At 56.4% G+C, this 23364-nt stretch carries 23 protein-coding genes; 14 read left to right on the top strand and 9 right to left on the bottom strand.

The window, feature by feature from the left end:
• Positions 1–5: 5 nt before the first annotated feature.
• Genes sctR through sctW form a run of 8 tightly spaced genes read right to left on the bottom strand, consistent with a single transcriptional unit; the run spans position 6 to position 8505 of the window.
• On the bottom strand, positions 6–659 hold the full coding sequence (gene sctR / locus LF929_RS11355; RefSeq protein ID WP_016942341.1) for a type III secretion system export apparatus subunit SctR: 654 nt from the start codon (positions 657–659) through the stop codon (positions 6–8).
• The gene (sctQ, locus tag LF929_RS11350) at positions 656–1858 is read right to left on the bottom strand and encodes a type III secretion system cytoplasmic ring protein SctQ (RefSeq protein WP_226093523.1); all 1203 of its coding nucleotides are present in this window, start codon (positions 1856–1858) and stop codon (positions 656–658) included. Before sctQ ends, sctR begins: the two co-directional genes overlap by 4 nt.
• On the bottom strand, positions 1855–2406 hold the full coding sequence (locus tag LF929_RS11345; protein WP_210174983.1) for a type III secretion system HrpP C-terminal domain-containing protein: 552 nt from the start codon (positions 2404–2406) through the stop codon (positions 1855–1857). The genes sctQ and LF929_RS11345 overlap by 4 nt, the downstream gene beginning before the upstream one ends.
• On the bottom strand, positions 2403–2882 hold the full coding sequence (locus tag LF929_RS11340; protein ID WP_210174984.1) for a type III secretion protein: 480 nt from the start codon (positions 2880–2882) through the stop codon (positions 2403–2405). Before LF929_RS11340 ends, LF929_RS11345 begins: the two co-directional genes overlap by 4 nt.
• Complete coding sequence (gene sctN, locus LF929_RS11335; RefSeq protein WP_226093521.1) at positions 2869–4251, bottom strand: type III secretion system ATPase SctN; 1383 nt, start codon at positions 4249–4251, stop codon at positions 2869–2871. The genes LF929_RS11340 and sctN overlap by 14 nt, the downstream gene beginning before the upstream one ends.
• Positions 4251–5234 (bottom strand): type III secretion system inner membrane ring subunit SctD, encoded by a 984-nt coding sequence (gene sctD, locus LF929_RS11330; RefSeq protein WP_210177618.1) that lies wholly within the window; start codon positions 5232–5234, stop codon positions 4251–4253. The genes sctN and sctD overlap by 1 nt, the downstream gene beginning before the upstream one ends.
• 10 nt (positions 5235–5244) lie before the next feature.
• Positions 5245–7347: a type III secretion system export apparatus subunit SctV gene (sctV, locus tag LF929_RS11325; protein ID WP_210177619.1), complete on the bottom strand. Its 2103-nt coding sequence runs from the start codon at positions 7345–7347 to the stop codon at positions 5245–5247.
• Positions 7348–7350: 3 nt separating this feature from the next.
• The gene (gene sctW, locus LF929_RS11320) at positions 7351–8505 is read right to left on the bottom strand and encodes a type III secretion system gatekeeper subunit SctW (protein ID WP_038907822.1); all 1155 of its coding nucleotides are present in this window, start codon (positions 8503–8505) and stop codon (positions 7351–7353) included.
• Between the two features lie 323 nt (positions 8506–8828).
• Between sctW and LF929_RS11315 the strand changes: the two genes are divergently transcribed.
• The 10 genes from LF929_RS11315 to LF929_RS11270 all read left to right on the top strand — a co-directional run bounded on the left by LF929_RS11315 (position 8829) and on the right by LF929_RS11270 (position 17771).
• Complete coding sequence (locus LF929_RS11315) at positions 8829–9383, top strand: RNA polymerase sigma factor (protein ID WP_038907823.1); 555 nt, start codon at positions 8829–8831, stop codon at positions 9381–9383.
• 249 nt (positions 9384–9632) lie between these two features.
• Positions 9633–11099, top strand: coding sequence for a PAS domain S-box protein (locus tag LF929_RS11310; protein ID WP_210174988.1), 1467 nt, complete (start codon positions 9633–9635; stop codon positions 11097–11099).
• Between the two features lie 32 nt (positions 11100–11131).
• Positions 11132–11773 (top strand): response regulator transcription factor, encoded by a 642-nt coding sequence (locus LF929_RS11305; protein WP_012884573.1) that lies wholly within the window; start codon positions 11132–11134, stop codon positions 11771–11773.
• Positions 11774–12150: 377 nt separating this feature from the next.
• The gene (locus LF929_RS11300) at positions 12151–13128 is read left to right on the top strand and encodes a sigma 54-interacting transcriptional regulator (RefSeq protein ID WP_038907824.1); all 978 of its coding nucleotides are present in this window, start codon (positions 12151–12153) and stop codon (positions 13126–13128) included.
• Positions 13129–13343: 215 nt separating this feature from the next.
• Entirely contained in the window at positions 13344–13547 is a 204-nt protein-coding gene (locus LF929_RS11295) for a hypothetical protein (protein ID WP_019845523.1), read from the top strand.
• 108 nt (positions 13548–13655) lie between these two features.
• Complete coding sequence (locus LF929_RS11290; RefSeq protein WP_210177623.1) at positions 13656–14021, top strand: EscI/YscI/HrpB family type III secretion system inner rod protein; 366 nt, start codon at positions 13656–13658, stop codon at positions 14019–14021.
• A gap of 83 nt (positions 14022–14104) precedes the next feature.
• Positions 14105–14908: a type III secretion system inner membrane ring lipoprotein SctJ gene (sctJ, locus tag LF929_RS11285; RefSeq protein WP_226093555.1), complete on the top strand. Its 804-nt coding sequence runs from the start codon at positions 14105–14107 to the stop codon at positions 14906–14908.
• The gene (locus LF929_RS11280; RefSeq protein WP_368678939.1) at positions 14898–15485 is read left to right on the top strand and encodes a serine kinase; all 588 of its coding nucleotides are present in this window, start codon (positions 14898–14900) and stop codon (positions 15483–15485) included. The genes sctJ and LF929_RS11280 overlap by 11 nt, the downstream gene beginning before the upstream one ends.
• A 68-nt stretch (positions 15486–15553) precedes the next feature.
• A complete protein-coding gene (gene sctL / locus LF929_RS11275; RefSeq protein ID WP_226093519.1) occupies positions 15554–16162 on the top strand; it encodes a type III secretion system stator protein SctL in 609 nt (202 codons plus the stop codon).
• A 286-nt stretch (positions 16163–16448) separates the two neighbouring features.
• Positions 16449–17771 carry a lytic murein transglycosylase gene (locus LF929_RS11270; protein ID WP_226093518.1) on the top strand — a complete coding sequence of 441 codons (1323 nt, stop codon included), beginning with the start codon at positions 16449–16451 and terminating at the stop codon, positions 17769–17771.
• Between the two features lie 52 nt (positions 17772–17823).
• On the opposite strand, the gene LF929_RS11265 is transcribed toward LF929_RS11270, so the two are convergent.
• Entirely contained in the window at positions 17824–18981 is a 1158-nt protein-coding gene (locus LF929_RS11265; RefSeq protein WP_226093517.1) for an alpha/beta hydrolase, read from the bottom strand.
• Between the two features lie 350 nt (positions 18982–19331).
• On the opposite strand from LF929_RS11265, the gene LF929_RS11260 reads away from it, so the two are divergent.
• From LF929_RS11260 to sctC, 4 genes are all read left to right on the top strand, one after another.
• The gene (locus LF929_RS11260) at positions 19332–20381 is read left to right on the top strand and encodes a hypothetical protein (protein WP_038907831.1); all 1050 of its coding nucleotides are present in this window, start codon (positions 19332–19334) and stop codon (positions 20379–20381) included.
• 249 nt (positions 20382–20630) lie between these two features.
• Positions 20631–20858, top strand: coding sequence for a type III secretion protein HrpF (locus LF929_RS11255; RefSeq protein ID WP_016942324.1), 228 nt, complete (start codon positions 20631–20633; stop codon positions 20856–20858).
• The gene (locus tag LF929_RS11250; RefSeq protein ID WP_038907832.1) at positions 20845–21279 is read left to right on the top strand and encodes a type III secretion system chaperone; all 435 of its coding nucleotides are present in this window, start codon (positions 20845–20847) and stop codon (positions 21277–21279) included. The genes LF929_RS11255 and LF929_RS11250 overlap by 14 nt, the downstream gene beginning before the upstream one ends.
• Positions 21272–23344 (top strand): type III secretion system outer membrane ring subunit SctC, encoded by a 2073-nt coding sequence (gene sctC, locus LF929_RS11245; protein ID WP_226093516.1) that lies wholly within the window; start codon positions 21272–21274, stop codon positions 23342–23344. Before LF929_RS11250 ends, sctC begins: the two co-directional genes overlap by 8 nt.
• Positions 23345–23364: the final 20 nt, after the last annotated feature.

Genomic DNA, 23364 nt, shown 5'->3' with positions numbered 1-23364 from the left:
TGACCTCACAGGTAACTGTAGAACAGACCGTCTAGCAGACGTGTCCAGCCGTTAACCAGCACGAACAGCAATAGCTTGAGCGGGAGCGAAAGGGTGGTCGGCGCAACCATCTGCATCCCCAGTGCCAACAGGACATTAGAGACAATCAGGTCGATAACGATGAACGGGATATAAATCAGAAAACCGATTTTAAACCCGGCTTGTAGCTCTGAGAGCACATAAGCGGGCAGGATTAGCAGGATGTTCTGGGTGGTTATTTTCTCCGACATCGCTGCAGGCCACATGCGCAGGCTGTTTTCATGCAGATGGGTGAGGATATCCGGGTCGCTGTTGCGCGACATGAACCGCTGTAACGGTTCGATGCCGCGGGTCACGCTGCTTTCCAGTGCATCAAGGCTGCTAACGTCCACCGGTGCGTCCTGAAACCGCTGCTTGATGTCGCTGAATACCGGTGCCATCACGAACAGTGTGGCCGCGAGCGCCACACCATATAACGCCATGTTGGGCGGCACTTGTTGCACCCCGATGGCGTTGCGGGTGAGCATCAGTACCATCGATATTTTTAGAAAACAGGTGCAGACGATCATCATCAGCGGAATCAGTGACAGCGAGCCGAGAAACAGGGCAAACATCACCGGGTCGAAATTGCCTGAGGTCATCGCAATGACTCCGTGGCGCTCTCCCTGACAGCAACCGGCCCACGGGTGATTTGCAGCCCCAGTCGACCGTTTACATTCACCAGTTCTCCCTGTGCCAGTGGTTGTTCGCCGTGATACAGCGTGGCTTCGCCGGGGATGGCCTGTTGCAGGGTTAACACGGTACCGGGGGCGAGTTGCTGCAAATCCTGCAGTGTCAGCGTCAGGTAGCCGCAGCGTACCGTCAGTGCCAGCGCGAGCGGGGGCAGTGGATAACCTGACAGCGGCTCACCAGACGGCAACGTACTCTCGGCATAGGGCAATGTTTCCTGCACGTTGCTGTTATCCGGCAGGGTATTTCTGTAAGAAGTGGTATTGCCGTAAGAAGCGGCTTCGTCAAATGGTGTCGGGTCACCAAAGGGCGTTGTGTCGCCAGGAAATGTGGTCACGGGGCATTCCTCCAGTTCTGTCACGGCAAACCAGTAAGGGGCGAGTGCGTCCATCCTGAGTTGCCCGGCTAACCGCCGGTCGGCCAGCGTAATGCTGCCGTCGCCTTGCGGTGAGAAGTACTGTCTATGTGGACAGATCACGTCGCCCGGTTCCAGACTCACTAACTGCTCTTGTGACAATGTCACGTCTGCCAGTATTAATGGCAGGCGTATCGCCAGGTGAGTGGGCAAAGCCGAGTGTGGTGCGTACCACCCCGGCCGAGATAGCCAGCGTTGCACCGTATGGCATGCGGTTCGTAACCGGCTGCGAAGGCGAAAATCGCTCAGTATCACCTCGAGCCACAATGTTAATTCGGCTGATGTGTTATCACCTGAATGCGTATTGTCATCTGATGCTGCTACAGAACCAGGTTGCACAGGTAACTGTGGTTGAATTTCACCGAACAGCTCGCGCAATGCCGGGCTGAGCGCCTGATTGTAGTGCGTCCAGTAGCGGGCCACCGTGTCACTGCTGTCATGCTCGCCGGGTAGCAGTGCCGGGCAGGCGGAGAGCAGTGACAGCAACGGGGCGGCATTGTCCAGCCATAACGCACCATCGTGGCAACGCCAGCCGCTTTCCACTCCGGCAGCGGGCGCGTCGTGCGCTAACTGTATGCGCAGTTCCCCCGGTTGACCCTCTAGCGTGAAGGCGAAACGGTGTGCGCTCGCCAGTTGGCGGGATAGCGCCGCTTGCGCCTGACTGATGCGCTGTAGTGTTTGTGCCAGTGGGGTCATAGGTCGTCATCCTCCCGGCAATCGAACTGCAGGCGTACCGGTGCGCGCAGCGTACTTGCCAGTGAACGGCGGCACGCGTCGCGCTGGTTTTTCAACCGTTCATAGGTGGTTTTGCCAAAACGCAGCGACACATCCCAGCCGTGAGCGGAGAGCGCCACCATACGTACGTCTACGCTACCCAACTGTGGTAACTGCACACTGAACGACAGCGGTTCACCACGGTGTAACGATGGCATGTCGGCCAGCGAGGACTCCAGGGCTGACCAGCCCGCAGGCATGACGGGTGTCGTTTGCACCGGGGTATCCTGAAAGGACGTCGGCGTAAGTGCCGGGTACAGCGCCAGCGATGGGCCAAACGGCAGCCAACGGATATCGGGCAGCGCGTCGTCTGGCCCCGAGAGGCGGGCGAACGGCTCCCCACACGCGTTATCGTCAGCACCGTAGCCATAGCCGGACACATAACCGGGCAGATCAGGTTGTGGATGGTGTGATAACGGTGACGGGCCAGAGGGCGAAACCTCGTGTGGGATGGGCCGGGAAGGGGTCATATCGCCTCCTGATAGGTGGTTAACAGAAATTCGAGCTTCTCGACGGCTTTCTGGCACAGGCGCGCCGTTTCCCTGACCTGCCTGACGTGTTGCTGTTGGCTCAGGTATTGTTGTTGCCAGTCGGTACACAGCAGTACCTGAGCCTGAATCTGGCGGATGTGTTGCTGTTCCTGCTCCAACTGGTTTTTCAGGGTTTCCAGCGTTTGGGTTTTGCCCAGCGCGTCGCGCAGAAAGGTGTCGCGCTGTTGCTGCCATGCGGCCTGCAACTGCGCCAGTTGTGCTTGTTGGGTGCGCAACGCGGCCTCGGTTTGCCTGAGCGCCAGCTCGGCCTGACGTAACTGGCGTTCGGCTCGGCTAAGGCGCTGGCGGCGGATCGGCAATAACGGCGTCAGTACCGCGTGCAACTCCTGCACACGGCTGTCTGGCTGTTCTTCTTCCATTACGCTGACGGATTTCATGGTGTCAGACCTCGGCATACTGACTCACCCCGGCGAGTTGCCTCTGGATGTCGTCAAAGGATTGTGGTTCACGCATCGCCTGTTGCAGAAAGCGGTTGATGTCGTCGTTGGCGTTGACGGCCGCGTCGGTGAGCGCATCGTGCCCCGGCTGGTATTCACCAAGACGGATCAGCATTTCTACCTGTTGGTAAGCCGCCATCAGTCGGCGTACGGCGTTGGCATTGCGGGTATGTTCTGTGTCGACAACATTGCTCATGGTGCGGCTCAGGCTCATCAGAACGTCGATAGCCGGGTAGTGGTTGTGTTCAGCCAGACGACGCGACAGCACGATGTGACCGTCAATCAGCGAGCGGACTTCGTCGGCGACCGGGTCATTCATGGAGTCCTGTTCGATCAGTACCGAGTAAAGCGCGGTGATCGCCCCCTGACGGGTTTGCCCGGCACGCTCGACCAGCCGGGGCAGCAGCGTATAGACCGAAGGCGGTAACCCGCCGCGCCCCTGCGGTTCGCCGAGCGCCAGGCCGATTTCACGCTGGGCGCGGGCAAAGCGGGTTAATGAGTCGATAATCAACAGCACGTGTTTACCTGCGGTGCGAAAGGCTTCGGCGATGGCCGTCGCGGTAAACGCCGCGCGAGCGCGCTCCATACTGCTGCGATCGGAGGTCGAGCAGACCAGCACGGTGCGGCTTCGTAACTGCTCATCCAGCTCATGGTCGAGAAACTCGCGCAGTTCGCGGCCACGCTCGCCGATTAAACCGAATACGATGGCGTCACAAGGCGTATTACGCGCCAGCTCTGCCAGCAAGGTGGTTTTGCCGCAGCCTGCACCGGCGAATACCCCCACACGTTGGCCGCAGCCGATAGTCAGCAGACCGTCGATGGCGCGCAGGCCGGTCGGGAGTGGTGAGGCAATGCGTGGGCGTTCGGTCGGCGGTGGGGCATCGCCGATTACCGGTATCGGCGGGCTTTCGCTAAGCGAGCCAGGCTCTACGAATGCGCTGTGGCTGCCGTGTTCCAGCGGCCTGCCGAAGCCGTCGAGCACACTGCCCAATAGGGCTTCGGATACCTGTACGCAATGCGGCTGGTACAACGGCGTGACGATAGCGCCTTGAGCGATACCGTCCAGCGCACCCAGTGCGGACAGAAAGGTATTTTTCGGGCTGAAGCCGACAATTTCCGCCAGCACCTGGGAGTGGTCGTGACGTTCGATCAGGCACAAATCGCCGATGCGGGCGTCAGGCAGGCTGGATTCCAGCAAAATGCCGCTGATGCCGATGATTTGCCCCTGCCGCGTCACCGGTGAATAGGCCGCCAATTGGCGTTGCTGCTGTTGCAGCCAGTGGGTGAGCGCGGGATAGCGGGTATCGATGGTGTCCTGCGTCGTCATTACCAGTTCACCTTGATCTGCTGCTTGCCACGAAATTCGATCTGGCTGTCGTTGATGCTGACCAGTCGCAGGTTATCCACCTCGTCGCCAACGAACAGGCGTCGACCATCTGCGGTGACGATGTTGGCTTTCGGACCGCTGGTGACTTGCACAATCTGGAACGGTAGCGCGTCGGTTTTCTCCGTCGTGCGGTTTTCAATCTGTAAGGCGGTGACGTAGCGTTGGTGGAATTGCGCCAGCATCCGTGCCAGTCGGGTGTGTTGCGCAGGTAAGAGTGCCCCGCTCAGCACGATGCGGTTGTTGTCCTGACTGAGGGTGACCAGTCGCTCCAGTTCGCGGTCGGTGAGCATGGTGTGCAGCGTGCTGTTTAACTGTGGCAGCGTGCCGACGGGCAAACGGTTATCCTGCGGTGATGGCGCAGGCGGCATCGCAGCCGTTTCCTGTAGCATCCAACTGCCGACGATCATAAACAGTAATACGCCCAGTAGCAGGTAACTGAATTTCGCCCACAGCGGCAGACGGCGTTTTTCCCGGCGTGAGGTGGTCGCTTCCGGCACAGAAGACTGGCGCGTATTCACGACGATGTCGGTATCCACCGCGGGCATGTCAGCATTGATCTCAGCGTCGATGTCAGCACGGCCGTGGCCTGCTGCGTCTTGTGGCGGTGTGGCTGAGGTGTCGTCCTGCCATGGGGTGTCGGCGCTGACCACACATAACCAGATAGCGCCGACGGCGAACGGTGTGCCGGGCGGCAACCGCAGCGACTGTTCTACCGTGTGGCCTTCACTATTGCTGACAGGGCCATCCAGTACACAGACCTGCCAGCCGCCGGGGGCGGCTTCCAGCAGGCAGTGTTGCTCGCGGATCCCAGGATCGTAGAGCACCATGTCGGCTTCATCGGCCGAGCCTATACGCCATGAGGTCCCGATTAGCGGCAGCGCGGCCCCACGGTGCAATCCGGTCAGAACTCGTAGTTCAAACATGTTGCGTTTCCTATGCGTTAAAAGGGTCAGTCCTGTCCAGCAGGTCGATACGACCGGCAACGTTGATGGACAGGTGCGATTCCAATTCGGTGAATGACAGCACAGGGACGTGATGAAACTCGTCCTGTAACAGAATGCGCAGCGGACTGCGCAGGTCCTGCGCGACCAGGATCAGGGCTGATGACGGCAGCATTGGCGGGAATGCGCGTCGCAACTGGCCGAGCAGGGTGGCGGCGTATTCCTGGTTTAGCGCGAAAAAGGTGTCGTTTTGCGTCTGGCGCAACGCATCACGCAGCAGCTCTTCGCTTTCCGGTGTCAGCAACCAAACAGTAAGGCTGTCGTCCTGACTGTACTGGTGGCAAATCTGAGCTTTCAGTTCCAGACGCACATAGTCGGTCAGGGCGTTGATGTCGCGCTCATGCTGGCCGATATCGATCAGCGCTTCGGCAATCGGCCGCACTGAGCGTAGTGGCACCCGTTCCGACGCTAGCCGTTGCAGCACACTGGCAAAGCGCGACAGCGGCATGATGCGTTGCAGCTCCTGCGCCAGTTCCGGTTGTTCGCTCTCCAGCCAGGCGAGGATCGACTTGGTTTCCTGTAGCCCGATAAACTGCGCGCCGCTGCGGTGCATCGCATTCTCCATGCGCGTCAGGATCAGCGCTTCCGCGCTCCAGGGGCTCAGTTGTGGCTGTTGCAGCATCGGGTGTTCCGGCGTCATCCACAGCAGGTGCTGTTCATCGCGGGCAGGCAAGCCGGGTATCATGCCGTCGTCCGGTGCGTCTTGCGGTAGTTGTTCCCGTGAAACGGCCAGTAATGGCACGCCGAAGCTGGCCCGCAACTGCGGGATTTCATAGACACAGAAACGGAATTCATCTTCCGGTATGGCAGGAGTGAACTCGATATCGAACGAGGGCAGGGTAAAACCAAAGTGGTACACCAGCTGGTTGCGCAGACGTCGTATGTTTTGCACCAAAACAGCGGCAGCCGCGGCGCTTTGCCATACCGTGTGAAACTGCAGCAGGTAGGCACGGGTGGGGTTGAAACGCCGCAGGTCCTGATAACCGTTCTGGTCGGCAGGCAGGTTGTCGTTTGCCAGTAACGCATCCTGCAGGCCGTTTTGTTTGGCACGCCAGAGCTGGAATAACCCGCTGCCGAGCGAAACCAGACTGATCATCAGAAAAACCAGTGTTGGCATCCCCGGTAGCAGGGCGAAACCCAGCATGCCGACCGAGGAGATAATCCAGGCTTTGGGCTGGCTGGTTAGCTGTTCGGCAATTTCCCGGCCAATATTGTTGTCCGTTTTCTGGCCGTCGGCTGATACACGGGTGATGATCATCCCGGCGGTCAGGGAAATCAGCAGCGCCGGGATCTGGGCAATCAACCCGTCGCCGATGGTTAACACCGAGTAGATATGCATGGCGTCACCAGCGGCCATGCCGTTTTGCAGTACGCCGATGGCGAAGCCACCAATCATGTTGATCAACACGATCACCAGACTGGCGATAGCATCCCCTTTCACGAACTTCATCGCACCGTCCATTGCGCCGAACAGTTGGCTCTCTTTGGCGAGGTTTTCCCGGCGCTGACGAGCCTGTTGCGAGTCAATCAGCCCGGCACGCAGGTCACTGTCGATGGACATTTGTTTACCGGGCATGGCATCCAGCGTAAAACGTGCGGCGACTTCCGCCACCCGCTCCGACCCTTTGGTAATGACCAGAAAGTTCACCACCGTCAGGATCAGGAAGATCACCAGACCGACCGCCAGGTTGCCGCCCACCACAAAGTTACCGAATGCCTCCACCACGTGACCCGCATCCTGTTGCAGCAGGATCTGCCGGGTGGTGGAGATAGACAGCGCCAGCCGAAACATGGTGGTCAGCAGCAGTACCGCCGGGAACGTGGAAAACGCCAACGGTTTGGGCAGGTACATCGCCAGCACAATCAGCAGCGATGAAATACAGATATTGAACGCGATCAGCACGTCGATAAGATCGGTTGGCAGCGGGATGATCATCATGAACACAATCGCCATGACGATCACGGCACCCACCACCTCGGAGCGTTGCATCGCGCTCATGGCAAAACGGTTAAGCCATACGATCAACACAGCCATCGGTTACCCCTTAGCCTGGGTTCGGTCGTTCTGTTGCTGTTTTTCGTATTGGGCGACGTCGCCAATCAGACCACGAATCAGTTGCAGGGCGGTGAGCCGGTTTTTGGCATCGCGCCACAGCGGGTGCGGCAGGTCGTTGACCAGCGGCAGCAAGCCGTTGAAAAACAGCAACTGGCGTTGCCTGTCTTGCCCGGCGACTTCACGGCCCAGATTGTGCAGATCGCGGGCATACGCCCCGTTGCCGCTCAGGCCGATTAATCGTCGCGTCAGCTCTACCGCGCTCAGAGTGCATTCCGGCATCCGCGATGCCAGCCTTGCCAGCAGTGACTGGCTGGCCGACAGCGTATGGCTGAGTTGGCGTGAGTCGTTCAGGTTGCTGAGCATCCGGCTCAGCACCGGTTTTGAGATGGAGGGCGCCAGCGAGGCAATATCCGCCGCCAGCGCTCGCTGGAGGGTGCGCAATCCGGCCGCGAAATGCTGAGCGTCAAAACGCTCCAGCAGGGCATCCAACAGGGCGGCGGGAGACTGGTGGTGGACAATGCGCTGGTAGTAAAGCTCACGCAGCGCTTGCTTCTGGTTTGGATCGGTACTGAACAGGGAGATAGCGGCGGCGGTGTTCAGACCGGCCCGCACTTCCGGCCCTTTCTCTTGTTGCAACTGCGTCAGGCTCTGGCTGGCTGCCTGCGTGAGCGCGGCGTCCTGCTGCTGTTGTGCCTGACTTAACACATGGCGCAGCACGATATCGCTGCGCGCCGCATCACCGCCTGCCGCTTGCAAAATAGCATCGACCGTCGGTGGCGCTGACTGCTGCAACAGCGTCTGCATCTGACGAATTTGCTGGTCAAGCGCCGGGTGTTTCGGGTTTTCCAGTAACTGAAACAGCTCTGTCAGTTTTTCGATACGTTCGATATTGGCCAGCATGCGGCTTTGTGGCTGGCTGATTTGCCGACGGCTAAGCGCTTTGCTTTTTCGTTCAACCTGCTCGCCAAAACTGGCCGTGACTTCTTCCATCGCATCGTTCAGCGCTTTGTCGTGCGACGGGCGGGCCTCGCTGGCTTTGGCCGGTGAACCGACCGGTGCCTGATCGTCGATATCGTTGTCGTTGATGGATGTGCTGCTGGTCGTGAGCACAGAAGAAACGTTGTTGAGTGAAATCATGGTCCTGTCCTGCCTGAAGCGGCCTCAGCGTTAGCGGTGTGCTGTTATGTGGCTGGAGCTGGAGGTGGGTTCCCGTTAAATGATGCAAGTCAACAACAACAAGTAACAATAAGTTATTATTTGTTTTTGAAATTATTTGATTGATTTGCTCTGCAAGAGTTTGCAATTCGGACCGAATTTCATGGGCAATAACTGGCGTAAAACGTCACGCAGATAAAAAATAAATTATTATATAACAGTTGGTTAAGTAGTTTTCATGGGCTGGCACGCGCCTTGCTCTCCCGGATGCGCCAATGAGGGCACAACGATGGAGAGTAAATGAAATGGAAACTACTGCACTGAAACAATTGGATGTGTGTCAGGTTCATACCCCTGCCAATACCGTGGACTGGGAGCAGGTTTTCCGCCTGCATGGCAAGCGACTGCAAAACTTCATTCGTAAGCGTGTATCGAACCGTGAGGATGTGGAAGATTTACAACAGATGACCTATCTGGAAGTGTTGAAAAACCGTGAGAAATTCGCCGGTGCTTCACGTCCGGAGACCTGGGTTTTCGGCATCGCTTTGAATCTGGTGCGTAATCACTTCAAGCAGGCGCGTTATCGCATCGTCGATATCAGCGACGAGGTGCTGGAGGCCGTGGAGGTGATGTCAACGGATATCGATCCCAGCCGTATTACCGAGTGTGATCACGCGCTGGATCGCGCGCTTGCCGCCAGTGCGCACTTGCCGGAGGACACACGCAAGATGTTAGTGATGCTGCTGGATGCCGATATCAGCTATCAGGATATTGCTACTCAGCTCAACATTCCCATTGGTACTGTTCGTTCGCGTCTTTCCCGCGCCAGAGGATATCTGCGCCAGGCCGTTGATGCATAAGCCCAGCCCCTGCGTGGTACACCCGCGCAGGGGATGACTTATATTGCCATGCTCAGGAGGGCGTCTCCCTGGAATCGGGAGATGAAGGAACCTGTCAGTCAGCATCAGGTTGTCGCCGCCACGTAGTGTGATGGTGCCGCCTAACAGGGTCGCAGGTCTTCTCACCTGAAGGTGATGCCTGCGGCTTTCCTTTCGCTGCCGACGCTGTAAGCGCGCGTCGGCAGGCTTAGCGCTAGCAAGGAGATGGCAATGTTATATACCCCGACTTCCCGGCAACACCAACATCCGGACGACGTACCGCCGCTGGAGCTGGTGGATTTTGCCTTTAGCCGTATCAAGGATGCCATTTATATCGTCAACGATAGGGAGCGGTTTTGTTACGTCAATGACGAGGCCTGCCGCATGCTGGGCTACAGTAGCCTCGATTTTCGTCGCATGCAGATACACAACATCGATCTGAGCTGGAAAAAAGAAGAGGCGAATCGCCACTGGCGCGATCCGCGCTGCTGGAAGCGCGGGCTGACGTTTGAAACCCAGCATAAAACCCGCTCAGGGATGGTGTTGCCGGTAGAAGTCAGCGTGAATCATTTTCTCCATAAAGGACGACAGTACAGTATGTGTGTAGTCAGAGACATTCGTGAGCGTAAACAGAACGAGCAACTGGCCTATGCGCGTGAGCAGGAATTTCAGGCGCTGGTGGAGAATTCACCGGATCTGATTACGCGGTTTGATCCCGAGCTTAACTGCCAGTATGCCAACCCGGCTACGCTGGCCCACCTGCGTTTTACCGCCGAGCAGTTACGTGGCCGCAGGATGACGGATTTACTGCCGAATGCCCGCTGCGCACAGCGAATTTTGCAACTGGTGAAGCAGGTGGTGGATACGCAAAGCAGCGTTGAGGGTGAACTGGAAGAGGACATTGGTGTCACCACCACACGCCATCGGGTTATCCATCACATCCGGTGTGTGCCGGAGTTTGACCAGAACGGTCGGCTGACCTCGATTCTGACGGTCGGGCGCGACATCACCGCCATACGCTACGCCGAAAAAAAGCTCGAGAACTCTCACATGCAATTACGGTTGCTGGCGTGCCAGAGGGAGATTTCCCGTGAAGAGGAGCGCAAGCATATCGCCAGAGAAATCCATGATGAGCTTGGGCAACACCTGACCTCCATGCGCATGAGCCTGTCGCTGATGCGCATGCAGTTTGCCCGCGATAATCCGCATATGCTGACACAATTACAGAATTTAATGGCATTGTCTGATAAGACCATCCAGGTGGTGCGACATGTCGCGACCCGGCTTCGCCCCAACGTGCTGGATATGGGCTTAACGCCAGCACTGGAGTGGCTACGTGATGATTTTATTCGTCAGTATCGCTGCCCCTGTTTGTTGCATGCCCCCGAACCGGAAGTGCTGCTCAACGATGAGTACGCGACTGCGGCGTTCCGGGTAGTACAGGAGTCGCTCACCAACATTGCACGCCACGCCCAGGCGACACAGGTGGTGATTTCGCTGGAAAATCGCGACGGCATGATTGTGCTCAGCGTGCGCGATAACGGTAAAGGATTTGACGCTCAAACCTGTAAACCGAATGCTTTCGGCCTGATGAGTATGAAAGAACGTGGCCGGATGCTGGGAGGGGAAGTGACGATAGACAGCCAGCTGGGAGTCGGTACGCTGGTTCGATTAACGTTTCCGCAGGATACCGCGTAACACAGATTTCTCTAAAGAGGACGAAAACGCGAATGGATAGACTGATAAAACTGATGATCGCCGACGATCATGTGATTATGCGCGAAGGGTTAAAACAGATCTTTGCATTAGATGAGAGTCTGGAAGTGGTGGCAGAGGCGGGAACCGGCTCACAGGTGCTCTCGCAGCTACGGGAATGTCAGGTTGATTTGCTGCTGCTGGATATGTGTATGCCAGGGATTTGCGGCGAAGAGCTGATTATTCGCATTGTGGCGCAGTATCCGCGTTTGCCGATTCTGGTATTGAGCATGTACAGCGAGCCGCAAATCGCCCGGCGGGTGCTGAAGAGCGGGGCGCTTGGCTATATCACGAAAGATAAAGACCCGGAGGCGTTATTGTCGGCGATTCGCCGGGTTGCGCAGGGCGCGCGCTATATTGACCACAGCATCGCCGAGCAAATCGTGTTTGCGGATTGCCAGGCCCAAGGCGATGGGCGTCATGACCTGTTGACCACGCGCGAGCATCAGATCATGGTCATGCTGGCACAGGGGCTGGGGGTGAATGCGATTGCCGATATGCTGGCTATCAGCAATAAAACCGTCAGTACCCATAAATCACGATTAATGGAGAAGATGCAGTTCACCACCAATGCGGATATTGTGAAATACGCATTGAGCCAGCGTTTAATCGTCTGACGCTACTGTGCTGTTTAGCCCCCGTGTTTGTCGTGACGAGACGTTGCGACGGCTGAGGGGGCACTCCTGCCCGCAATTTTCGTAACACGCTGATTACACTCGCTTCCGGTGTCAGACTATTCCTACTTCGCACACTGAAATCCCTACCTTAACTTCAGCGGTTGGCTGATGGTTTGTTTTGCTGCCGACGGTAATGTGTGCGCATACCATTAATAATCTGTTAAGGCGGTCAGATTTATCGCTGTTAATCGTTAGTAAATCGTCAAGATGACGAGACGGTCGTCAGATAAGCAGGATGCCGTTACCCACGTAACGGCCTGACAGGGATATGACCTGGCAGCGCGATAACGGAATACAGGAAAAATACAGGAGTAGTCATGACGATAAGGAATAGCAATGAATTCGAGCAGTCACTTCATTGTGTCTCCCATGAGTCTTTGTTAACCCCCCCTCTGGAAGATATACACGGTCCACTCTCTTCACTCATCCACACTATCGCTCCTCTCCATGTTGATATCGTACTGGAAGGCGAAACCGGCACCGGCAAAGATACGCTGGCGCGCCGTATTCACCAGCTTTCCGGTTGTCCCGGCCCGCTGGTGGCGGTGAATTGCGCCGCCGTCCCTGAAACACTGGCGGAAAGCGAATTGTTTGGCGTGGTATCCGGCGCGTATACCGGTGCCAGCCGCTCTCGTGCCGGGTATCTGGAAATTGCAGACAAAGGCATCCTGTTTTTGGATGAAATCGACAGTATGCCGTTGACGCTACAGGCGAAAATGCTGCGGGTACTGGAAAGTCGCGGTATCGAGCGGCTGGGCAGCACCCAGTTCAAACCGGTGAACATGCGGGTGATTGTCGCCACACAAACGCCATTGCAAACACTGGTGGAAAAAGGGCGTTTTCGCCGTGACCTTTACTTCCGGCTGGATACGGTAAAAATTCAGTTGCCGACGTTACGTTCGCGCACGGAGATTATCCTGCCGCTGTTTCAGCGTTTTTTGCACGACGCGGCCGCCCGGCTGAAACGGCCAGTACCCGGTGTGTCAGCCATGATGCAGGAACAACTGTTGATGCATGACTGGCCAGGCAATATCCGGGAACTGAAAGCCGCTGCGGAACGCTGGGTGCTGGGGCTTTCACCGGTGCCGGTCGCCGCGAATACTGAGAAGGCGGGGAGTGATACGCCGCTGACATCACTGAAAGTACGGTTGCGCCGCATTGAGCGTTTTCTGATTCAGGAGGCGTTGCAGCGTAACGATCACTGTATCGATAACGTCGTCAATGAACTGGGTATCCCTAAACGTACGCTCTATCACCGTATCAAATTGCTGAATGTCGCCGCCCGCGGACTGTAGTGCGAATTATAGCGCGAACCGTAGCGTCGATAGCTGCGTCATTGTTATTTATCAGGCTGGATCCTGTTATCACCACCAGGGGAAAAAAAGTGAATCTCTTTTGGAACTCCCTTTTACTTTCTCCTACTTAACTTATGAACACGATGACTGTGTCTGTCGCCGGTTCACTGGCGAAATTTACTTTATCAATCAATTGTTAACTGGAGATATCTATCATGATGGGACTGTCTAACGCTGCTGCTATGACCAGTATGAAAATGCTGGACGCTACCGCTGCTCAAACCACACTGATGACCTCTGCCGCCCAGGCGCAGACCATGAAAACCAACGCTATTTCATCCATCACGGATATGCAGATGGACTCCGCCACCAAAGCCATGAACTCCGGGCAGAAAGCGGCCAAAGCCATTCAGTTCTGATGTTGTGTAGGTAGTTGGCTACCGGGGGGCGTTCCCCCGGTTTTTTATCACTAAACGGTCATCAAAAAAGCATTCACCAAAAAACATCCATCAAAGAGGAACGGACTCATGATGAAAGTGACTCGCGTCAATGCGCCTCAGAGCGTTGTTAATGGCAATGCGCCGAGTGGTCTGGATACCCCTGCGCAAGCGGATGTGAATTGGTTTAGCTCCGCTATCGAACCCACCGCCCCGGCAACACCGAGCGCCGACAACAAAGCCTGGCTAGGGGCGCTGGCGGAGAAATCCGACAAGCTGGAAAACCTGCTGCAAAAGGCCGAGCGCCAGGTCGGTAAAAGCATCATCGGTAATAACCCGAAAGATGTGATGGATGCGACCCGGACATTGTCGTCGTTTTATCTGGAAAGTCTGCTCAACGCTAAGGTGGTAGCGAAAAGCGTTCAGAGCCTGGAAAAACTGACCAACCTGCAATAATCGCGAATAACCCTGAGTGAATCCATGACCCGCCTCGTCATGATTAACCCAGGCATGATCAACCCATAATCAATGGCACCATGATGAGTCAATCCATCCTGCACCGATTCCTGACCCTGCTACTGGCGATGCTGATTGCTGGTTGCGGTGATCGCGTGGAGCTCCATCGCGGTCTTTCTGAAAACGATGCCAATGAAGTGATTGCCGCGTTAGGGGGCTATCACATCGGGGCGGAAAAGCGCACGGATAAAGCGGGTGTCAGTATTCTTATTGATGTTAAGGACATGGAGCGATCCGTCAACATTCTCAATGCCGCCGGATTACCCCGTCAGGCCCGCACTAATCTGGGTCAGGTATTTCAGAAGACCGGCGTGATTTCCACACCGCTGGAAGAGCGCGCTCGTTACATTTATGCCTTGTCTCAGGAAGTGGAATCCACACTCACGCAAATTGACGGCGTGCTGGTGGCGCGGGTTCATGTTGTGCTGCCTGAGCGTATTGCACCGGGGGAACCCATTCAACCGGCGTCCGCCGCTGTGTTTATCAAATACCGGCCAGAGCTGGAGCCGGACAGCATTGAGCCGCGCATTCGCCGTATGGTAGCCAGCAGTATTCCGGGGCTGGCCGGTAAGAGCGAAAAAGACCTGGCTATCGTATTCGTGCCAGCAGAACCGTACAAAGATCATATTCCAACTGTGTCACTGGGGCCGTTTCAACTGATGCCGCAGACCATGACGCAATTACAGTGGCTGGCCGGTTTACTGGCGTTGGCGCTGGCGGGAGTACTGGGCTGGCGTTTCGGTAAGCCCTGGTGGTCACAACGGATAGCCAACAGACAACAGGCGCAACCGGACGTGAGGGCGGAGCATGAACAGCATGCCCGATGATAACGACGTCCTGCGCTGGAACCAGTGGTGGTGCTATGGCTGTTTACAACAGGCGGACCCGAGTTGGTTCGATGCGTCGTGCTTTGACGAGAGCGATATGGCGCTGGCATCGGTGCACCATACCGCCATACGCCATCGTCTTGGTCTGGCGGAGGCCTATCCTCCTGAGCCGCAAAACGCGTTGTTGCAACTGGGGCAACTGGCGTTGCCAGCACGTCATCAGGTTCTGGTGCTGATAGCCGCAGTCTGCCGTGAAACGTCAGGTGAATTACCGGATGCACTGGCCGTCTGGTGCCGACGGTTGGCGAAAGCTCTGCGCCCCGGCTTGTGGTTGCCTGCGTCGCTGACGTTTTCACAACACCGGGAACAGGATGCGTTGGTGATATTGCGCCACCGCTTTTCTGCCCCCTGTTGGAGCCGCTTACCACTGTTGTACCCACGAGGCTGGTGTGAACGCACGCAAGAGCCGCTGTCTAAAGACTTACCTGCCAGCCGCATCGCCAGTTTGTGTGACGCGATCATCTGGAAAGTCGTGACAGAGCAGGCATACGGCTTAGGTTGTTTCATTTTAAAATAGTTTATTATGTAAACTATTTGACGCTGCGTTATCAATCGTAAGTCTCATCACTATCAGGGAGAAGGAGTATGTTGACCAGACGCTGTTTAAAACTGGTGGCAGGCACCGATATGCAGGATGCAGAGGTGATCCGGATTGGGCAATTGCAGCAGCACCAGCATGGGCTAACGGTGATAGACCATGCCCAGCAACAGGCGCACGTGTTATTGGATGAAGCCCGCCAGCAGGCGCGGGAGTCTGTTGCACAGGCAACCATTCAGGCGGAGCGGCAATTCTGGCAGCAGGCGGATGAGATATTACGTGGCTGGCAGCAGGAGCGTGAGCAGATGGAAAGTTGGCTGGTATCGCAGTGCAACCACGTGCTGAGTGATGCGATGCAGCACATCCTCAATACTGTCCCTGACGCTGAGCGTTACCCGGCGTTGTTGCGCCAGTTATTGCGTACTCAGGGCGGGGAAGGACGCGGCACACTGTATTGCCACCCTGACCGTCAGGCCGATGTGTCCGCCTGGCTGACCGAACACAGCCATCTGGGCTGGAAACTCAGCAACGATGAGGCGCTGACGCAGGATACCCTGAAACTGATTACCGCGCAGGGCGTCATGACCCTGAGCTGGCAGCAGGCGGTAGAACACCTGTTGCCGCAAGGCCCGACGCCCACGTTAAACGGTGTGTGATGACGAGTCCCGGGGCAAACCGCAATACGTCGTTACTCTGACTCATGTAATACTACGGATAATCCCAGCCAGTGACAGTTATGTCACCGGTTGTCTGTATCTTCCCACCTGTTGCTGCACTATTACTTAAGAGAAATGACACGTACTGCAAGAGAAATGACACGCTGTCATCGCCGTACCCGGTAACCACATTTCGGTAACACGAATCTTGATACCGCTAGAATCCTGATACTGCTAATGATACGGGGTTACCAGGGCCTGTCTTTGTCTCTGATGGAATAAGCAAATGGTCAATAACCGTGCCCAGACATCATCGATGATGTCGATATCGAAGGTAATCAAGGTCATCGTGGTGTTGCTCGGCACCGGAGGGTTAAGTTCCTGTGCCCACCGGCATACGCCTCCCGGCCAATGTCAGGATATTGATGGCTTGCTGAAAGCACACGGTGTCACCAACGCGCCCGCAGGGCTACCGACGCCAGATGAAAGCCTTGAGCAATGGAAAACCGAGGTACGTCAGGACGCGCTGGCTCAGGGAATTACGGCAGATACCTTTGATAGCGCATTCGCCGGTCTGACCCCAGACAACGACGTGGTGGCGGCTACGCAGAAACAGCCCGAAGTGATCGTGCCGGTGTGGACTTACATTGCACAGCGGGTGACGCCGGATAACCTGGCGCAAGGGAAAACCTTGCTCAAGCAATACCAGAAGGTGACGGCGCGTATCGAGCAGCGCTATCAGGTGGAGCCTCCTTTGCTGTTCGCCTTTCTCTCCATTGAAAGCCATTATGGCGCTAATACCGGTAACAAAGCGGTTGTCCGTTCGCTGGCGACGTTGGATTACTACAATTATCGTCGGGCGTTTAACCGGCAGAATCTGATTGCGGCGTTACGCATGATTCAAAACGGCGATGCGCGGCCAGATCAGATAAAAGGCTCCTGGGCTGGCGCAATGGGGATGCCCCAGTTTATACCCACCTCTTATCTGCAATACGCGGTGGATTTTGATGGCGATCACCACCCTGATATCTGGACCTCATTCCCGGATACGCTGGCGTCAGTAGCAAATTACATGCAGCAGGCCAAATGGAAAGCGGGTGTGCCCTGGGGGATGGAGGTCAATCTGCCCGCCCGTTTCGATTATGCTGTTTCCGGTTTGGATAATCAGAAAACCGTTGCTGACTGGCAGGCACTGGGGGTGAAAACTGCCGTGCCCCGAGACCTGACATCGCTGTCTGCTGAGAAAGCCTCGATATTGCTGCCGGTCGGCAAGAATGGCCCGGCGTTTCTGGTGACGGGGAATTTCCGCGCTATTCTGCGGTATAACAATTACGTTTCCTACGCCCTTACGGTTGGCTTGCTGTCGGATAACTACCAGCATGATACGCCGGTACTCAAACCCTGGCCGCCGCAGGAAACGCCGTTGACACTCAAAGAGCGCGAAGCGCTACAAATTCTGCTACAGGAAAAACAGCTCTATCAGGGCGCTATCGACGGCAATATTGGAAGCGGCACCACGCAGGCAATCCGTACCTATCAGCAGCAGCAGGGGTTAGCGGCGGATGGTTATCCCGATCATGCCTTGCTTGACAGATTGCGCTGTGGTTAACCCTGATGGTCTTTTGCGCGTTGTCACGATGTCACCGTTCACGTGTCACCATTCATGATGTGACAATATTGTGCGCTGCCTGCACCAGCAGGTCGGCGCACGACTCGCTCATCGGCCCCAGCAGACCGTGGATACCGAGTGTGTGTCCGACATCGGGCAGCCGCGTGATATCAACATGCGCAAAGCGGTGTCGGACTCGCTCGAATAATGCCACTTCGGCGGCCACATTGACCTGCGTATCCATCTCGCCGAAATAACAGAGAATACGGCTTTGACAGTGCGCCAGGTGCTCAATTTCCGGCAATTCATTCTGATACCACTGTTTCCACCAGGCGTAAGACGAGTGGGTGAATGGCGCGTCGGCTGGCCACGGCTCCTGATCGTCATGTCCTAACACCATCGCACTTTGTTGCTCGAAACTGGCCTGCAATTTGGCCGTCATGGCATCAAAATCCGCTTGATCCCAATATCCCTTGTAGGGCAACAGGTCGTTGATAGGTTGCAGGAACGCCAGCGGGCTGTGACCAAACCCGTTTTTCAACTCCTCCAGCGTCAGCCGGTCACCCGCACGCGGAATGGCGTTAAGCCAGGTGACCGTGCGGTGAATCAACTGCCATTCCATCAGTTGTTTCATGGACGAGAACAGTGGGGAGATCAATATCAGGGCTTTGGCCGTGACGGTGTAACGTGTCATCAGGCGGCTAAGATTGATCGTGCCTTCGGAATGCCCCAGCAAAATGAGGTTGTGACGGTCGATGTGTGGCAGGTCGATGGCGTACTGATAGAGCGTATACAGGTCGTCACATTGACTTTGTGGGGTGACCGTCTGGCGAACGGCGGCGTCGATAAATAAACGCCGGTATGCCAGATCACGGTTGAACAGGTATTCCGGGTTATCCAGCGTCTTGTCGCGTGGGTGACTTTTGACGCCACGGCCATCAAACCGCAGCACCGCCAGCCCGGCGTCCAGAAGGTCCTGTGCCAGACAGCTAAAAACAAAATCCGCCTGAGTGCCACTATTGCCAAGCAGATAATGACGTTCGTGCATACCACTACCGGGCACCAGCATCACTAACGGATAACGCCCTGCCGGTGTTTGCGGGTAGTTGATCTGACCGGTGAGGGTAGCCTTCCCATCCAGCGATTGCAGTGCAAATGTTTGCACCGGGTATTTCTCATTTAACTGGTCATTTTCAAGATAGGTTTTCACCACGCTCACTCCTGATAACCCTGGTTATGCTCTGGCAGTGTAAGACGACCGGGGGCTGGTTGTCTTGCGCTGTCGCCGGTCTGTCTGACCACCACACAACCCCGGCAGCGTTCACCGGCGAGCCTCATCTTGTAGTCTGCATTCGTTCGGTTCAGCCAGTCCTCTGAGAAGGTATTTGGACGACAGGCGCTTTGTCTGAACCGTTATCGCAATGGACGCGGTATCGCCGGTTCTACACCATCGTTGCGGCCTGAATTTCCGTTGTTATCACACAGCCCGCAGGCGCGTGCCGCGCTACATTGCCCAATGAAGATGCATAAATCTATCGATTGAAAACCAAGAGGTTACCTATGGATAAAGTACTAATCTGGTTCTGCGGCACGGGCACCACGAAACAGGATTTTCTTGCCAACGTTGAAATCAGCGGTTTTAGCGCCGTCGTTGCTATCGACGGCATCGGCACTGCCGCCATGTTGACCAAAACGCAGGCGCTAGCTAAGCGCGCCAGTTGGGGCGGCAGCTTTGTCGATATGAGCGAAAAGCTGGGTGTGCTCTATGACCAGGCCAATGGCTATGACGACCGTGCCGGTGTGGTCACGCTGGATAGCCTGTTCCCGCTGGTGGATTACCTTAAGACGCTGAAGGAATACCAACTGGTGGTCGGCGGGCACAGCCGGGGCGCGGCGGTGGGCTTAACCGAGTTTTTGGCCGAGCTGTATCATCTGGCGGTGCAAAATCAGGAACCGGGCGTTTGGGCGAACGCGAAAACGATTCGACTGGTGGTGGTCGACCCGGTGCAAGGACAGCAGAGTACGGATAAAGACACCAACGCCTTTAACGCGATTCTGAAGGATAAAACCCTGGCGCAGATCCTGGCTGAACTGGAAAGCAAATGGTTCGGCGGGCGAGAGGTGTTCGATACCATCGTCTACAGCGCCCGGTATGATGCTCGCTCCAGCTTTGCCTTTGACTACCGCTGGTATCATTTCATCACCGAGCAAATGGGCAAACAGGCCGGTCCCGCCAAACGCGCAAAACTGGTGATGGCTGGTTTCCGCCACTCGGCACCGGTCAGCAAAGAAGACGAAATTTCCGCGTTGTATCAGGGTAAAGGCGTCGCACCGATTGCGTTTTTACAGCAACTGGTGTCGTTCGACCCTAACTGGGAGCAATCGGCCCGCCTGCTGAGCCAGATTGAAAACGCTTATCTCGACCAGCTTGCGGCTGGTGTGAAAACGGATTTGATCACCCAACTGGACAAGCAGACCAGCCTGCTGTCCTACGGTATTACCGGTCTTATCGGTGGCAAATCGTTGCAGAAAACACTGTCGACAGATAACCCGCAGAAACCGGAATATCGCCGTTTCTACCGTTATCAGTACGGGACGACGACGTTTTAACACGTCCGGTTCAATAGCTGTCCGTTAGCATAACAGGCCGATGCCATCAGGCACGGCCTGTTTGTTTTTATGTGACGGGCTGTTCCCTCCCAGTATGGCTTCATATTCGCTATCGCCTTGCGCACCTCTTTTCATGCCCGAGGGAACCACGCCGCTTCGCCGTCCACACAACTGCAGATAAACCATGTCGGTTTAACCAACAGACTCGTTCGACTCAACACCCCGTTCAACTCACAGGAGCACGCAACCATGTCTTTGTCTTCACCTGTTCAGCGTCGGTTGGACAGCGCATTTGTCGATGCGCAGTCCCGGCTTGATGAGATGGCGCAAACCATTTCGGAGGGAGAGGTCAGCCCGGCGGATACCTATGCGTTCTATGAGGCCAGCATGGACTACTCAAACGCCAACTGGGCCGCCGGACAGATGCTGAGCGTCAAGCACGGTCTGGCGAAGGCCATCATCAATGACTTCAACTGAGTTACCCGGCGTGATTGAACGCTGGCTCAACAGCACTGAGGCTCAACTGACGCTGCATATTGATGACGGCCCGGTGGTGTTGACGCGCTATCACGACGGTGTGGGATGTGCCGCCGTGGTGACCTTGCCGGTCAAGGTGGATGACCGGTTGCTGCACAAGGCGCTGCGTTATTCGTCTGCCGCCGTGTTGCGTTTGGGGATGGAGGCCGCCGCGCTGTGCTGGTCTGGCGCAGACGCGCAATTATGGTTACTGATGCGACACGAACCGGATGACCCCGTCCGATTGTGCCGCACACTGGAAGCGCTGGTTAATCAGCGAGATGTCTGGCAAAGCCTGCTGGCACCGCTTGCCAGACCGGCATCGTCGCCGCCGCTGAATCTGAAAACACTGGCTTTTTTGCAAGGAGATCAGCATGCGTAACGCGCTGTATGCACTGTTATTCAACCTCTATCGCTTGTTTTGCTGGTCGCTGGTATTGATGGGGATGTTGCCCGGCGCGCACGCGGCGACGCCATCTGACTGGAACAAAGGCGCTTATGCCTATTCCGCCGAACAAACCCCACTATCCGCGGTATTACAGGATTTCGCCAACAGTCATGGCGTCGATTTGAGGGTCGGCAACATTGAGGACGTCAACATTGATGCCAAAATCCGTGCCGACAACGCCACCGCGTTTCTGGACAGGCTGGCGCTGGAGCACCGTTTTCAATGGTTCGTCTACAACAATGTGTTGTACGTCAGCCCACAAGATGAGCAGACATCGGTACGCATTGAGGTCTCGCCGGATGCGGCACCCGACATGAAGCAGGCGCTGACCGGTATTGGCTTGCTGGATACGCGTTTTGGCTGGGGGGAACTGCCCGAGGAAGGCGTGGTGCTGGTCACCGGCCCCGCGGAGTACGTCAGCCTGATCCGCAATTTCAGCCAGCAACGCGAAACCAAAGACGATCGCCGCAAGGTGATGATGTTTCCGCTGCGATATGCCTCGGTATCCGATCGTACCATTCAGTACCGTGACCAGCGTTTGGTGATCCCCGGCGTGGCGACCATGTTAAATGAGCTGATGGATGGCAACCGCAGCACTCCGGCGGGGGCATCAGGTGCTGTTAGTGGTATGGGCAGTGAGGGTGGGATGGCGCAGGCCAACGGGGCCGGTGGGCAGGATGCCAGCCAGGCCATTGAACGTAATGCTCGCGCCATGTTGGCTCGACTGGCGAGCCGCTCCAGCAGCGGTGAGGCGGCCAGTTCCCGTAAAAAAGATCAACTTAATGGCAAGGTATCGGCAGACGTGCGTAACAACGCGCTCCTGATTCGTGACGACGAAAAACGGCGGGAGGAATACCAGCAACTGATCGACAAGATCGATGTGCCGCAAAATCTGGTCAACATTGATGCGATCATTTTGGATGTCGATCGCACGGCGCTCTCAAGGCTGGAAGCCAACTGGCAGGGGAAACTGGGTGCGGTGACCGGCGGCGCTAACCTGATGTCAGGCTCCAGCACGCTCTTTGTCAGCGATTTCAAACGGTTTTTCGCCGATATTCAGGCGCTGGAAGGTGAGGGAACCGCGTCGATTGTGGCTAATCCGTCGGTACTGACGCTGGAAAACCAACCCGCGGTGATCGATTTCAGCCGTACCGCCTTTATTACCGCCACCGGTGAGCGGGTGGCGAATGTACAACCGGTGACGGCGGGCACCAGCCTGCAGGTCACGCCGCGTGTCGTCGGTCGCGGCAGCCTGAGTAGCATTCAACTGGTGATCGACATTGAAGACGGTCAGGTGGAAACCAATACTGAAGGCACCGCCTCCGGCGTGAAGCGCGGCACCGTCAGCACACAAGCGCTGATTGGCGAAAACCGGGCGCTGGTGCTGGGTGGGTTTCATGTCGAGGAAAGTGGCGATCGTGATAAACGTGTGCCGTTGCTGGGCGATATTCCCTGGATCGGCAAACTGTTCACCTCCCGCCAGCACGAAGTTTCTCGCCGTGAACGGTTATTTATTCTTACCCCGCATCTGATTGGCGACCAGAACGACCCTACCCGGTTTGTGTCGGCGGATAACCGTCGTCAGTTGAATGACGCGATGGGGCGCGTAGCGCAGCGCAATAGCAAAACCGATCTGTTCGGCATGGTAGAAAATGCCATGCGCGATCTGGCCAGCGGCCAGACACCAGCCGGGTTCACCAGTGAGACTCATGGGCCGCGTTTGTCGGACATATGCCGCACGTCACCGTCGTTGAGTTATCAGAATAACCGCCACCAGTGGTACAGCAATGTGTCTTTCAGCCTGACGGTAGGCGTGGTGAAAAATACCGGCATCCATCCCCAGCGTTTTGACGAAGCCCGGTGTGCCAGTAGTCGTACGCTGGCGGTCGCCGCCTGGCCGAAGACGACGCTGGCCCCCGGCGAATCTACCGAGGTATATCTGGCGCTGCTTCCGGCCAAAAACACACAACCTGCGCGTGCGTCACTCATTACCCCCTGACGGTTCACACCATTCATAGC

Origin of the sequence: Dickeya oryzae (assembly GCF_020406815.2) — a bacterium.
GTDB lineage: Bacteria > Pseudomonadota > Gammaproteobacteria > Enterobacterales > Enterobacteriaceae > Dickeya > Dickeya oryzae.
This window is presented reverse-complemented; position numbering and strand designations above follow the sequence as displayed.